This is a genomic window from Variovorax sp. 278MFTsu5.1 (assembly GCF_048305045.1).
Lineage (GTDB): Bacteria > Pseudomonadota > Gammaproteobacteria > Burkholderiales > Burkholderiaceae_C > Variovorax > Variovorax guangxiensis.
Genome location: NZ_CP157622.1, coordinates 5,913,871 through 5,926,227, shown reverse-complemented (window position 1 = coordinate 5,926,227; position 12,357 = coordinate 5,913,871). Strand labels below are relative to the sequence as shown.

10 protein-coding genes are annotated in these 12,357 nt (G+C 70.1%); 9 read left to right on the top strand and 1 reads right to left on the bottom strand.

Annotated elements, in window-relative coordinates; translation table 11 throughout:
* The 9 genes from ABL844_RS27560 (at position 1) to ABL844_RS27520 (ending at position 9,164) form a co-directional block, all read left to right on the top strand.
* Positions 1 to 1,209 (top strand): ABC transporter substrate-binding protein, encoded by a 1,209-nt coding sequence (locus ABL844_RS27560; protein ID WP_369660790.1) that lies wholly within the window; start codon positions 1 to 3, stop codon positions 1,207 to 1,209.
* 79 nt (positions 1,210 to 1,288) lie between these two features.
* Positions 1,289 to 2,212 (top strand): branched-chain amino acid ABC transporter permease, encoded by a 924-nt coding sequence (locus ABL844_RS27555; protein ID WP_418129656.1) that lies wholly within the window; start codon positions 1,289 to 1,291, stop codon positions 2,210 to 2,212.
* Positions 2,209 to 3,999, top strand: coding sequence for an ABC transporter permease subunit (locus ABL844_RS27550; protein WP_418129655.1), 1,791 nt, complete (start codon positions 2,209 to 2,211; stop codon positions 3,997 to 3,999). Before ABL844_RS27555 ends, ABL844_RS27550 begins: the two co-directional genes overlap by 4 nt.
* A gap of 20 nt (positions 4,000 to 4,019) precedes the next feature.
* Positions 4,020 to 4,730, top strand: a complete 711-nt coding sequence (locus tag ABL844_RS27545; protein ID WP_126023612.1) for an ABC transporter ATP-binding protein — start codon at positions 4,020 to 4,022, stop codon at positions 4,728 to 4,730.
* A gap of 29 nt (positions 4,731 to 4,759) precedes the next feature.
* Positions 4,760 to 5,728 carry an MBL fold metallo-hydrolase gene (locus ABL844_RS27540; RefSeq protein WP_019656255.1) on the top strand — a complete coding sequence of 323 codons (969 nt, stop codon included), beginning with the start codon at positions 4,760 to 4,762 and terminating at the stop codon, positions 5,726 to 5,728.
* 168 nt (positions 5,729 to 5,896) lie between these two features.
* On the top strand, positions 5,897 to 6,850 hold the full coding sequence (locus tag ABL844_RS27535) for a DMT family transporter (protein ID WP_418129654.1): 954 nt from the start codon (positions 5,897 to 5,899) through the stop codon (positions 6,848 to 6,850).
* A 12-nt stretch (positions 6,851 to 6,862) separates the two neighbouring features.
* A complete protein-coding gene (locus ABL844_RS27530; RefSeq protein WP_418129653.1) occupies positions 6,863 to 8,053 on the top strand; it encodes an NADH:flavin oxidoreductase/NADH oxidase in 1,191 nt (396 codons plus the stop codon).
* Positions 8,050 to 8,751, top strand: coding sequence for an EthD domain-containing protein (locus tag ABL844_RS27525; RefSeq protein ID WP_418117939.1), 702 nt, complete (start codon positions 8,050 to 8,052; stop codon positions 8,749 to 8,751). The genes ABL844_RS27530 and ABL844_RS27525 overlap by 4 nt, the downstream gene beginning before the upstream one ends.
* Before the next feature lie 89 nt (positions 8,752 to 8,840).
* Positions 8,841 to 9,164, top strand: coding sequence for a hypothetical protein (locus tag ABL844_RS27520; RefSeq protein WP_418129652.1), 324 nt, complete (start codon positions 8,841 to 8,843; stop codon positions 9,162 to 9,164).
* A 216-nt stretch (positions 9,165 to 9,380) separates the two neighbouring features.
* On the opposite strand, the gene ABL844_RS27515 is transcribed toward ABL844_RS27520, so the two are convergent.
* Complete coding sequence (locus ABL844_RS27515; RefSeq protein ID WP_418129651.1) at positions 9,381 to 12,200, bottom strand: hypothetical protein; 2,820 nt, start codon at positions 12,198 to 12,200, stop codon at positions 9,381 to 9,383.
* Positions 12,201 to 12,357 lie beyond the last annotated feature (157 nt).

The window sequence follows — 12,357 nt, the reverse complement described above, 5'->3', positions numbered from 1 at the left end:
ATGAAAACCATCCGTCTGTACAAGACGCTGCTCGCCGCGGCCGCGTTCGCCGCCTTCACGGCCGGCGCTACCGGTGCCATGGCGCAGGACATCAAGGTCGGCTACAACGGCGACCTCTCCGCGTCGCCCTCGGCCCAGAGCGGCCAGGCCGCGGTGCTGGGCATGGAGGCGGCCATCGCCGACATCAACGCCGCAGGCGGCGTGCTCGGCAAGAAGCTGGCGCTGGTCACGCGCGACGACGTCTCGGCGCCGCCGAAGTCGATCCAGAACATGAGCGACCTGATCGACAACGAGAAGGTGGTCGCCGTCTTCGGCCCCACCAACTCGGGCAACGCGATGGCGTGGAAGCACATCGCCAACCAGAAGAAGATCCCCGTGCTGGGCAACGTGGGCTCGGGCACCGACATCACCAAGCCGATGAGCCCCGGCGCCGACAACTACATGTTCCGCGTCTCGATGGTCGACCGCGAGCAGGTCGCCGCGCTGATGGCCTACGTGAAGAAGAACACCGCAGGCTCCAAGGTGGTAGGCCTGATGGCCGAGACCACCGGCTACGGCCAGGGCGGCCTGAAGGACATGGAGGAGATCGCCAAGCTGCAGGACATCAAGATCGCCGCCACCGAGCGCTTCGGCGTCGGCGACACCGACATGACCTCGCAGCTGAGCAAGATGAAGGCCGCCAACGTCGACACCGTGGTGGTGTGGGCGCAGGGCACGCCCATCGCGCAGCTGGTGCGCAGCATGGAGAAGATCAACTACTTCCCGCTGACGCTGACCTCCTGGGCCGCCGACAACATCACCTTCTACGACGCGGCCGGCAAGCAGCTCGCCGAGAAGCCGATCTTCATGCGCACCGTGAGCGAGACCCGCACGCCCGCGCAGCAGAAGCTCTTCGACCGCATCGGTGCCAAGCTGAAGGCGCCGGGCTCGTTCTCCTTCGCGCTGCACGGCTACGACTCCATGCAGCTGCTGGCGCAAGCCATGAAGCAGGCCAACAGCACCGACGGCGCAGCGGTGCGCGCGGCGCTCGAAGACCTGAAGACGCCGGTGCAGGGCGTGCTCAAGACCTACGACAAGCCCTTCAGCAAGACCAATCACGAAGCGCTAACCGCCAAGGACCTGGTCTGGATCCGCTGGAAGGACGGCAAGCTGATGCCCTACACCGACGCGCTGATCCAGGGCCTGAAGCCGGCCGACTTCAAGCAGTAAGCAAGACAGAAAAGAAGAGGCGAAGCGACCGGCGTGCCCGCGCGGCAGCCGGCGCCGTCTCGCAACGGAGATACACACCATGGTTGAAGCGCTCCTGCAGGCGCTCATCAGCGGGCTCGCCGTCGGCGGTGCCTATGCGCTGGTGGCGCTGGGATTCAGCATCACGTTCACGACCACCAAGACGCTGAACTTCTCGCACGGCGAGTTCGTCTCGGCCGGCGCCTTCATCGGCATGAGCGCCCTGTTCCTGGTACTGGGCAAGCCGCTGAGCTCCACCACCTTCGGCGACGCCGTGCCCGGCGCGGGCGCGCAGCTGTTCGCGCTGCTGGCCGCGCTCGGCGTGATGGGCCTGCTGGGCTGGCTGCTCTACGTGCTGGGCGTGCGGCCCTTCGCCGGCCGCCCCGGCATGGCCTGGGTGATGAGCACGCTGGGCTTCGGCGTGATCCTGCAGAGCGTGGGGCTTGCCATCTGGGGCCCGAAGCCGGTGGTGGTGCCCGCGCCGGTGGGCGACACAGTGATCCGCATGTTCGGTGTGGGCGTGCGCCCGCAGGAGTTGCTCACGCTGGGTGTGGCGGTGGTCGTGATGTTCGGCTTCGACCGCGTGATGAACCGCACCATGGTCGGCAAGGCGATGCGCGCGGTGGCGCAGAACGGCAACGTCGCCAGCCTGATGGGCATCAACACCAACGCGATGATGATCGGCGCCTTCGTCGTCAGCTCGGCGCTGGCGGGGCTCTCGGGCTTCCTGCTCGCGCCCATCGCGCAGGCATCGCTCTTCATGGGGCTGACCGTGGGCCTGAAGGGCTTTTCGGGCGCGATGATCGGCGGCCTGAGCAACCCGCGCGGCTGCGTGATCGGCGGCTTCCTGCTCGGCGTGCTCGAGTCGATGGTCAACCTGTGGCAGGCGCAGTGGCGCGAGGTGGCGGTGTTCGCGCTCGTCATCCTGGTGCTGGCCTTCCGCCCCACGGGCCTGTTCGGCCGCTCGACGGTGGAGAAGGTATGAAGCGCCTCGCCCATCCTCTCGCCGTGGTGCTGGTCGCGGCGGTGCTCTGCGGCATCGTCTCGATGTCGGGCAACGACTACTACCTGCGCATCGCCTTCATGATGTGCGTCTACTACCTCTGCGCCGCCGGCATGAACGTGCTGGTGGGCTACGCGGGGCAGAAATCGCTCGGCCAGGCCGGGCTGTTCGCGGCCGGCGCCTACGGCGTGGCGCTGCTGACCTCGCGCACAGACATGGACCCGTGGCTCGCGCTCGCGCTGGCCGCCGTCATCTCGGGCCTGTGCGGCGTGCTGATCGCGCTGCCCTCGCTGCGCGTGAAGGGGCCGTACCTCGCCATGGTCACGCTGGCCTTCGGCATCGTGGTGGAGAAGCTCGTGGGCGAATGGACCGACGTGTTCGGCGGCGCCCAGGGCATCTACGGCATCCGCCCGCTCACCTGGAAGGGCGCGCCGCTGGATACCACGCAGTGGGTCATCCTGGGCATCGTGCTGTGCGCGGCGCTGCACCTGCTGCTGCGCAACCTGCTCAACGGCCGCTTCGGCCGCGCGCTGCTGTCGCTGCAGGCGGACGAGATCGCCTCGTCTTCCGTGGGCGTGCGCGTGTACCGCGCCAAGGTCATGGCCTTCGTGGTCGCGGCCGTCACCTGCGGCATCGCGGGCGCGCTGGTGGCGCAGCAGAACCAGTACATCAACTCCGACTTCATCACCTTCCACCTGTCGATCTTCATCCTGCTGCTGGTGCTGTTCGGCGGCGCGGGCTCGATGTACGGGCCGCTGGTGGGCGCGGTGCTGCTCACGCTGACCGACGCGCTGCTGGCGCGCTGGCCCTCGGCGCAGCACTTCGTCTACGGCTTCCTGCTGCTGTTCGCGCTGTACGTGATGCCCGGCGGCGTGGTGGGCCTGTTCAACAAGTGGTTCATGAAATCGCGCCATCGCGGCGAGGGCGCTGGCGGCAACGGCGTTCCGGGGCAGATCGGCCCCGGCGGCGAAGGCGAGCTGCTGGTGGTGCAGGGCGTGACCAAGTCGTACGGCGGCGTGAAGCCGGCGCAGGACGTGTCCTTCCGCCTGCAGCGCGGCCACATCCATGCGCTGATCGGGCCGAACGGCGCGGGCAAGAGCACCATGATCAACATGCTCACCGGCGTGATCGAACCCGACGCGGGCTCGATCCGCTTCCTGGGCCGCAACATCGTGGGCGAGCCGGCTCATGCCATCTGCTGCATGGGCATGGGCCGCACCTTCCAGAACCTGCGCCTGTTCGCGGATCTCTCGGTGCTCGACAACGTCATGCTCGGCCGCCACAGCCGCATGAGCAACGGCTTCCTGTCGTCGCTGGTGGCCTGGCCCACCGCGAACCGGCAGGAGAAGGCGACGCGCGAGCGCGCGCTGCAGCTGCTCGACCTGGTCGACCTCGGCCACCTCGCGCACTGGCCCGCCGGCAGCCTGCCCTACGGCCTGCAGCGCCGCGTGGAGCTGGCGCGCGCGCTGGCCACCGAGCCGCAGCTGCTGCTGCTCGACGAACCGGCCGCCGGCCTCAACCCGCAGGAGACCGCCGAGCTCGGCGAGCTGCTGCTGCGCATCGGCAAGTGCGGCGTGTCGATCCTGATGGTGGAGCACCACATGGACCTGGTGATGTCCATCTCGGACCACGTGATCGTGCTCGACTACGGCATCAAGATCGCCGAGGGCAGGCCCGCCGAGGTTCAGGCCAACCCGCGCGTGGTCGAGGCCTACCTGGGCGTGGACGACGAAGAAGAAGAGGCACTGGCCACGGCCATGCCCGCCTGAGCAGAAAGACCGAAACCATCATGCTGAAAATCGAATCGGTGAAGGTCTCGTACGGCGCCATCGAGGCCGTCAAGGGCGTGAGCCTGGAAGTGCGCGCGGGCGAGGTCGTCACCATCATCGGCGCCAATGGCGCCGGCAAGAGCACGCTGCTCAAGAGCATCGTCGGCCTGGAGCCCGTGGCCGAGGGCCGCGTGCTCATCGACGGCAACGACTGCACCCACGTGCCCTCGCACAGGCGCGTGGGCCTGGGCGTGGCGCTGTCGCCCGAGGGGCGCGGCGTGTTCCCCGACCAGACGGTGCGCGAGAACCTGATGCTCGGCGCCTACTCGCGCCGCGGCGACAAGGCCTTCGTGGAGCGCGGCATCGAGCGCGAGTTCGCGCGCTTCCCGCGCCTGAAGGAGCGACAGCACCAGCCCTCAGGCACGCTCTCGGGCGGCGAGCAGCAGATGCTGGCCATCGCCCGCGCGCTCATGAGCGAGCCGCGCCTGCTGCTGCTCGACGAGCCCTCGCTGGGCCTGGCGCCGCTCATCATCAAGGACATCTTCGATGCCATCCGCCAGCTGCGCAGCTCGGGCCTGACGATCCTGCTGGTCGAGCAGATGGCCAAGCAGGCGCTGGGCGTGGCCGACCGCGCCTACGTGCTCGAAACCGGCTGCATCACGCTCGAAGGCTCCGGCCGCGAGCTGCTCGACAACCCCAAGGTGAAGTCCGCGTACCTCGGCACGCATTGACTCGCATCGCTCATTTCAAAGGAACTCCCATGACCACCAAGAAATTCGCCAGCCACGCCGACCTCGAGGAAAAGAAGGTCTCGTTCACCCGGCTTTCGGAGAACGCCTATGCCTACACCGCCGAGGGCGACCCGAACACCGGCATCTTCATCGGCGACGAGGCCGTGATGGTGGTCGACACCCAGGCCACGCCCGCGATGGCGCAGGACGTGATCCGCCGCATCCGCGAAGTGACGCCGCTGCCCATCAAGTACGTGCTGCTGTCGCACTACCACGCGGTGCGCGTGCTGGGTGCCTCGGCCTACTTCAAGGAGGGCGCCGAGCAGATCATCGCCAGCCGCGACACCTACGACCTGATCGTGGAGCGCGGCGAGCAGGACAAGGCCAGCGAGATCGGCCGCTTCCCGCGCCTGTTCCGCAATGTCGAGTCGGTGCCGCCGGGCCTGACCTGGCCCACCATGACCTTCGACGGCACCATGAGCGTGTGGCTGGGCAAGAAGCTCGAAGTCAAGATCGCGCAGGTGGGCCGCGGCCACACCAAGGGCGACACCATCGCCTACCTCGAAGACCAGAAGATCTGCTTCGCGGGCGACCTCGTCGAGTACCAGAGCACCGCCTACGCCGGCGACTGCTACTTCCGCGACTGGCCCGCCACGCTCGACCGCCTCGCGGGCTTCGGCTTCGAGAAGCTGGTGCCCGGCCGCGGCGCCGCGCTGGAGAACGCCGCCGACGTGCGCAAGGCCATCGCCTCCACGCGCGCCTTCATCTCCGACGTGTACACGCTGGTCAACAACGGCGTGGCGCAGGGCAAGACGCTGAACGCGATCTACAAGGAAACCGTAGCGGCGCTGCGCCCCACGTACGGCCACTGGGTGATCTTCGACCACTGCATGCCGTTCGACGTGACGCGCGCCTACGACGAGGCCACCGGTCACGTCCACCCGCGCATCTGGACCGCCGAGCGCGACATCGAAATGTGGAACGAGCTGGAAGGTTGACCACCCCAGGACTGTTGATCACCCCCAGCCTCGCCCACTTCGTGTGGCTCGGACACCCCCTCGCGGGGGCGCACCCTGCGGCCCGGCAGAGCCGGTTCCGCGGGAGCCCGCGAAGGGGCCTCGCTGCTCGGGCCGTGGCGTACGGTCGTCTCTTGCCGAACGATTGAAATGAACCAGCCTGCGCCGTCGTCATCTTCATCGACCTCTCCGGGCGCTACACCCCCCGCCGTGCAGGCCTGGCTGCTGCTGGGGATGCTCGTGTGGGGCGTGAACGTGTCGGCGGTGAAGGTGCTGACGGGCTTCTTCGAGGCGCTGCCGCTGGCGGCCTTGCGCATGGCGGTGGCGTGCGTGGCGCTGAGCGCGATCTTGCTGTGGCGGCGCGGCGGGGTGCCGGTGTTCGGCATGCGGCGTCTTGCGGCACTTGCCGGCTGCGGCTTCCTGATGGTGTACGCCAACCAGATCCTGTTCGCGCTGGGGTTGCAGCGTTCGACGGCCACCAACGGGGCGCTGATCATGGCGCTGAGTCCGCTGGTGTCGGCGCTGATGGCGGCGCTGGTGTTCCGCGAGGCGCTGACGGCGCGGCGGCTCTTCGGCGTGGCGCTGGGCTTCGCGGGCGTGGCCGCGGTCGTGCTCAGCCATCCGGGCGCGAGCCTGTCGCACGCGGGGTTGGGCGATTTGCTGCTGGCGCTGTCGGTGGTGAGCTTCGCGGTCGGCGGCGTAGGCGTGCAGCGCCTGGCGCGGCAGATCGATCCGCTCTCGATGAGCTGGGGCATCTACGTCATGGGCACCGCGATGCTGGTGCTGCACACGCTGCTGGGGCCCTCGCCGCTGGGCGCGGCGCAGCTGTTCCCGGGTGCGTGGCCGTGGGTGCTGGTGCTGTTCTCGGGCGTGGCCGCCACCGCCGCCGGCAACCTGATCTGGAACCGCGCCATCTCCGTCATCGGCGTGGCGCGCACCGCTGTCTTTCTCTATTGGGTGCCGGTGTTCGGCGTCGCGGTCGCGGCGCTGCTGCTGGGCGAGGTGCTGAGCTGGTGGCACCTGTTCGGCTTCGCCGCGGTGATGAGCGGCACGTGGCTGGGCACGCGGCCGGCAGCCGCCGCCGTGCCCAAGCCTGCACCCTGATTTCTTCCATCCATGTCCACCGACTCTCTCCCCCTGCTGTTCCAGCCCCTGCAACTGCGCGGCCTCGCATTGGCCAACCGCGTCGTGATTTCGCCGATGTGCCAGCACGCCGCCGAGCGCGGCCATGCCACGCCGTGGCACATGGTTCACCTCGGCAAGTTCGCGCTCGGCGGAGCGGGGCTGATCCTCACCGAGAGCACCGCGGTCGATCCGCGCGGTCGCATCGGCACCGCCGACCTCGGCCTGTGGAACGACAGCCAGATCGCGCCGCTGAAGGCAGTGGTCGATTTCGTGCATGCGCAGGGCAGCGCCATCGGCGTGCAGCTCGCGCATGCAGGCCGCAAGGCGGGCAGCGAGCCGCTGTGGGAGGGTGGCGCAGCACTCGGCGATGCGCGCATGGCCGCCGACGAGGAGCCGTGGGAGCGCCTGGGCCCGAGCGCGATCGCGGCGGGGCCGGGCTGGTCGGTGCCGCGCGCGCTCGATGCCGATGGCATCGCGGCGGTGGTGCAGCGCTTCGTCGATGCCACGGTGCGCGCAGACAAGGCGGGCTTCGACGTGGTCGAGCTGCATTTCGGGCACGGCTACCTCGTCGCCAGCTTCCTTTCACCCAACGCCAACCATCGCGACGATGCACTCGGCGGCAGCCGCGACAACCGCATGTGGCTCGCGCTGGAGATCGCGCAGCGCGTGCGTGCCGCGTGGCCGGCGGAGAAGCCGCTGTTCTGCCGCCTCTCGGCGGTCGACGGCACGCCCGATGGCTGGAACCTGGACGACTCGGTGGTGCTCGCGCGCGAGCTCAAGCGCTGCGGCGTCGACGTGATCGACTGTTCCTCGGGCGGCCTCACCGAGGAGACGCGCGCGCTGCCGGTGCCGCGCGGACTGGGCTTCCAGGTGCCGTTCTCCGCGCGCATCCGGCAGGAGGCGCAGGTGCCCACGCAGGCGGTCGGGATGATCGTCGACGCGCATCAGGCCGAGGCAGTGGTCGCCGCCGGGCAGGCCGATCTCGTCGCCCTGGGCCGCGAGGCCTTGCTCGACCCCTACTGGGCGCACCACGCGGCCGCGACGCTCGGTGCGGACCCCGGCTTCCAGCGCTGGCCGGTGCGCCACGGCGTGTGGCTGGCCAAGCGCGCGCCCGGCCTCGCGCGAGCGCGCGCCGAGGCCGAAGCCGCCTTGCAAATCAACGATAAGGAGACAAGCAGATGACCGAACCGACGCCCCTGCGCATGGGCCTGATCCGCAAGAAACCCGAATGGACCGACGAGGCCTTCCGCAGCCACTGGCGCGACAGGCACGGCCCGCTGGTGGCGCAGCTGCCCACGCTGCGCGGCTACCGGCAGAACCTCGTGCTCGACCGGCTGCAGCGCGGCATCGACTTCGCGCGCGGGCCGTGGGACTTCGACGGCTTCTCGCAGCTGGGCTTCGACGAGGCGAAGCAGGCCGACGCTGCCTTCAACCGCGGCGAGCTCGCCGCCGCCATCCGCGCCGACGAGGAACGCTTTCTGGGCGGCCTGCACATCGTGACCGTCGCGCAGACCGAGGTGATCGCGCCGCCGCCCAAGCCCGAGGGGCTGCTCAAGCGCATCTCGCTGCTGCGCCGGCCCGTCGAGCAGTCGGAAGAAGACTTCCGCCGCGAATGGAAGGTGCACGCCGACCACGTGCGCCGCATGCCCGGCGTGAGCGGCTACCGCCAGAACGTGGTGACCGCGCGCGAGTTCGTGAAGGGCACGCCCTGCGGCTACGCGGAGCTGCCGATCGACGGCATCGTCGAGCTGTGGTTCGAGAACCCCGGCACGCTCGATGCGGCCTTCGCATCGCCGCAAGGGCAGGTGACGATGGCGCATGCGCTCACCTTTCTTGCGGAGATCACGGCCTTCGTGGTGGAGGAGCACCGCGTGGTGTGAGGCCAATGAGGGCGGGCCGGGCATGGATGCGCTCGCCGCGCGGTGTCGCCGGCCATAACATCGGCGTTCGTCAAACCGGAGCGGCACGCATGGGGCGCACTCGCATCTTCTTCCTGGGCATCGCCATGGCCACGGCCGCATGCGCGGCGTCCGCCCAGACGCGCAAGCCGCTTCCGCCCGGCGTGGCGGGCGTGCTGCGCATCGACGCCGGCACCGACTACGTGTTTCTCGACCGCCCCACCACCGTCGGCGGCGTCTGCAAGGGATGGAAGGCGGTATCGATACAGGCGCCGGGACCGGCGGGCTCGGGCACCACCAACCTCATGTGCTGGAAGGAATCGAACGGCCAGCTGCTGACGGCGACCGAGCAGAAGGTGACGCCGCAGGTCGCGCCGATGAGCCTGATCCGCTGAGGAGCGGCGGCGTTCACGCACGCCCCCCAAAAAAAAGCGCCCCTCGAGGGAGCGCTTAACGACGCACGGATGCGTCGTGAGGAGGAACCGGGATCCACGGAACCTCCACATTGACCCTGCGCAGCGCCCGCCCATGCGGGACATTGCAAGGCAAGTGCGTGAGCGCCTGCCTACATCGGCACCCCGGGGCCGGCAGCGGGCGAGCGGGTGGCAGGCTCAGCCCAGCAGGCCGTGCAGGATGTTGGTGACCGGGTTCACCACGTGACTCACCGTCTGCTCGACCTGGCTGGTGATCGGCGCGACGACTTCGCCCACGCCGGAGGCCACTGCACCGGCCGCGCCTTCGGCCACGTGGGCCACTGTCTCGACCACCGGCGCCACGGTGCCGGAAGTGCCGGCCAGGATGTCGGTCGCCGGCGCCGCCGCGCTGGAGGCCGCATTCGCCGCCGGAGCAGCCGCTTCGCTGGTCGCCGACTGCAGCACGTTGGCCACCGGGCCGTCGTCGCCGCCGAGCGAGCCGAGCAGGCGGCCGACCAGGCCGTCTGCGCCCAGCACGCTGCCGACCAGGCCTTCGTCGCCGAGCAGGTTGTTCACGATGCCGTCTTCGCCGAGCACGCCACCCAGCAGGCCGCCGGTGTTGCCGCCGCCGGTCACTCCGCCGAGCAGGCCGCCGACGAGGCCGTCTTCACCGAGGAGACCACCGACCAAGCCACCGGCATCGCCGTTGGTGATGCCGCCGAGCAGGCCGCCGACGAGGCCGTCTTCACCGAGGAGGCCACCGACCAGGCCACCGGCATCGCCGTTGGTGACGCCGCCCAGCAGGCCGCCGACGAGACCGTCTTCGCTGAGCACGCCGCCCAGCAGGCCGCCGTCGCCCAGCACGCCGCCGAGGAGGCCGCCATCGCCACCGAGTACGCCGCCCAGCAGGCCGTCGTCACCCAGCACGCCACCGAGCAGGCCGCCATCGCCGCCGAGTACGCCGCCCAGCAGGCCGTCGTCGCCCAGCACGCCGCCCAGCAGGCCGCCATCACCCAGCACGCCGCCGAGCAGGCCACCATCGCCACCGAGCAGACCGCCCAGCGGGCCATCGGCACCGAGGAGGCCGTCGTCGCCAAGAACCCCGCCCAGCAGGCCGTCTCCTCCGAGGAGGCCGCCGATCAGGCCGTTGTCGCCCAGCACGCCGCTGAGCAGGCCGTCTTCGCCGCCGAGCAAGCCGCCGAGGGGTGTTGCGCCAAGCAGTCCGCCGGCCACGCCGTCGGGACCGAGCAGGCTGTCGACCAGCCCGTCGCCGCCCAGCAAGCCGCCGGTGAGGCCCTCGCTGCCGAGCAGGCCGGCGAGCGAGCCGTCGCCGCCGAGTACGCCTCCGAGCAGGCCGTCGTCGCCGCTCAGCAGGCCACCCAGAAGGCCGTCGTCACCCAGCACGCCGCCGAGCAGGCCGTCGTCGCCGCTCAGCAGGCCACCCAGAAGGCCGTCGTCACCCAGCACGCCGCCGAGGAGGCCGCCATCGCCACCCAGCACACCGCCGAGCAGGCCGTCGTCGCCGCTCAGCAGGCCACCCAGAAGGCCGTCGTCGCCCAGCACGCCGCCGAGGAGGCCGCCATCGCCGCCGAGTACGCCGCCCAGCAGCCCGCCAAGCAAGCCGCCGTCGCCAAGCAGTTGCCCGACCAATCCGTCTTCGCCGAGCACGCTGCCCACGAGGCTGCCTTCGCCGAGCAGGCCGTCGAGCACCTGGCTGACCACGCCTTCGTCGCCGACGATCTGGTCGACGAGGCCGTCGATGCCCAGGCCGGTGGTTACGCCGCCGAGCAGTCCGTCGCCACCGAGCAGGTTGTCGAGGATGTTGCCGAGCGCGTCGGTCAGGTAGTCGACCTGGCCGTTCAGCGAGCCGATGAGCGCGCCGGTGAGGCCGGCGCCCAGCAGGCCGTCGACCACGGGTGTGAGCACCCCGCCGAGGTCGGCGGTGATGCCGTCGACAGTGTCGTCCAGCGGGTCGAAGGCGTTCGGATCGTCGGGCCTGAATTCGTTGCCCGCGATGGGCGAGAGCACGTCGTCCACGAGGTCGGTGAGGCCGTCGACCGTGGGCATCAGCGACGAGAGCGTGGGCGCGGAGCTCGTGACCGCGGCACTGCGCGCGGCGGCGGCCGTACCGCCGCCTCCGCCGAGGCCGAGCAGGTTGTCGAGGGCTCCGACAAGATGGTCGGCGGCGCCGTCGCCTGGGTCGAGCAGGTGGTCGGCGTCCGCGTCGGCGTCGGCATCCGAGTCGGCGTCCGAGTCGGCGTCCGCATCGGAGTCCGCGTCCGAATCGGCATCGGCGTCCGAATCGGCGTCGGCGTCGGCGTCAGCGTCGGCATCCGCATCCGAGTCGCCGTCCGCATCCGCATCCGCGTCGGCATCGGCGTCCGCGTCTGCATCCGCATCGCTTTCGCCGATGCCCGGAACGAAGAAGGGGACCGCGCCGTCGCTGCCCCCGCCGCCGCCCAGTGCCGCCGCGAGCCCGGCGGCGCCCAGCGCGCCGAGCGCGAATTCGCCCAGCCCGATGCCGCTGCCGGCAGCGGTCTTCTTGCTCACCGCGAGCGCGGCGGCTTCGGCGTCGCTGTCGGGCGCGGTCACTTCCAGGTCGCCGGAGGCCACGTCCACGTTCACCTGCTCCAGGCCGCTCGCGAGCTTGGTCGAGCTGATGGTGGCGTCCGTGCCGCCCGTGAACACGCCGGCCAGGGGTGCCTTGTTGGTGGCCGATCCGGGAAATAGAACGTTGGCATGGCCGTCCTGCGGAACGATCACGCGGTCGCCGGCCATCAGCGTCTGGTTGCCGGACACCGGAATCGCCACGCCGTCGCGCATGACGACCGTGCCGGGCGTCGCATTCGACAGTGACCCGATGCCGGCCGGCGCCGCAGCCGGTGTTGCCGAGGCGGCGGTGGCCGCCCCCATGGGAGCGACCGGCCGGACCGTCGCCTGCGCGAGGATCACCGGCGTGGCGGCACTGCTGTCGGCGCCTCCGGCGATCGAAGAAATCGTTGTGTTGGCATCCGCCATGGCAGCCTCCTCGGTAGTGGGAGTGGCTGACGGGGCAACTTGTGTGCCGCTTTTTTGCGCAGGCGCCGGCGTGGGGCAAGGTGCGCGCAAACTGTTGATTTACATGGAGATTTTTGCCGGAGCCACGTCGCGATGAAAGCGCCGGGCGGACGCACTT

Excerpts from the sequence above, each read along its gene's own strand:
- ABL844_RS27560 (WP_369660790.1), top strand. The coding sequence starts at position 1 with ATGAAAACCATCCGTCTGTACAAGACGCTGCTCGCCGCGGCCGCGTTC.
- ABL844_RS27555 (WP_418129656.1), top strand. The coding sequence starts at position 1,289 with ATGGTTGAAGCGCTCCTGCAGGCGCTCATCAGCGGGCTCGCCGTCGGC.
- ABL844_RS27550 (WP_418129655.1), top strand. The coding sequence starts at position 2,209 with ATGAAGCGCCTCGCCCATCCTCTCGCCGTGGTGCTGGTCGCGGCGGTG.
- ABL844_RS27545 (WP_126023612.1), top strand. The coding sequence starts at position 4,020 with ATGCTGAAAATCGAATCGGTGAAGGTCTCGTACGGCGCCATCGAGGCC.
- ABL844_RS27540 (WP_019656255.1), top strand. The coding sequence starts at position 4,760 with ATGACCACCAAGAAATTCGCCAGCCACGCCGACCTCGAGGAAAAGAAG.
- ABL844_RS27535 (WP_418129654.1), top strand. The coding sequence starts at position 5,897 with ATGAACCAGCCTGCGCCGTCGTCATCTTCATCGACCTCTCCGGGCGCT.
- ABL844_RS27530 (WP_418129653.1), top strand. The coding sequence starts at position 6,863 with ATGTCCACCGACTCTCTCCCCCTGCTGTTCCAGCCCCTGCAACTGCGC.
- ABL844_RS27525 (WP_418117939.1), top strand. The coding sequence starts at position 8,050 with ATGACCGAACCGACGCCCCTGCGCATGGGCCTGATCCGCAAGAAACCC.
- ABL844_RS27520 (WP_418129652.1), top strand. The coding sequence starts at position 8,841 with ATGGGGCGCACTCGCATCTTCTTCCTGGGCATCGCCATGGCCACGGCC.
- ABL844_RS27515 (WP_418129651.1), bottom strand. The coding sequence starts at position 12,200 with ATGGCGGATGCCAACACAACGATTTCTTCGATCGCCGGAGGCGCCGAC.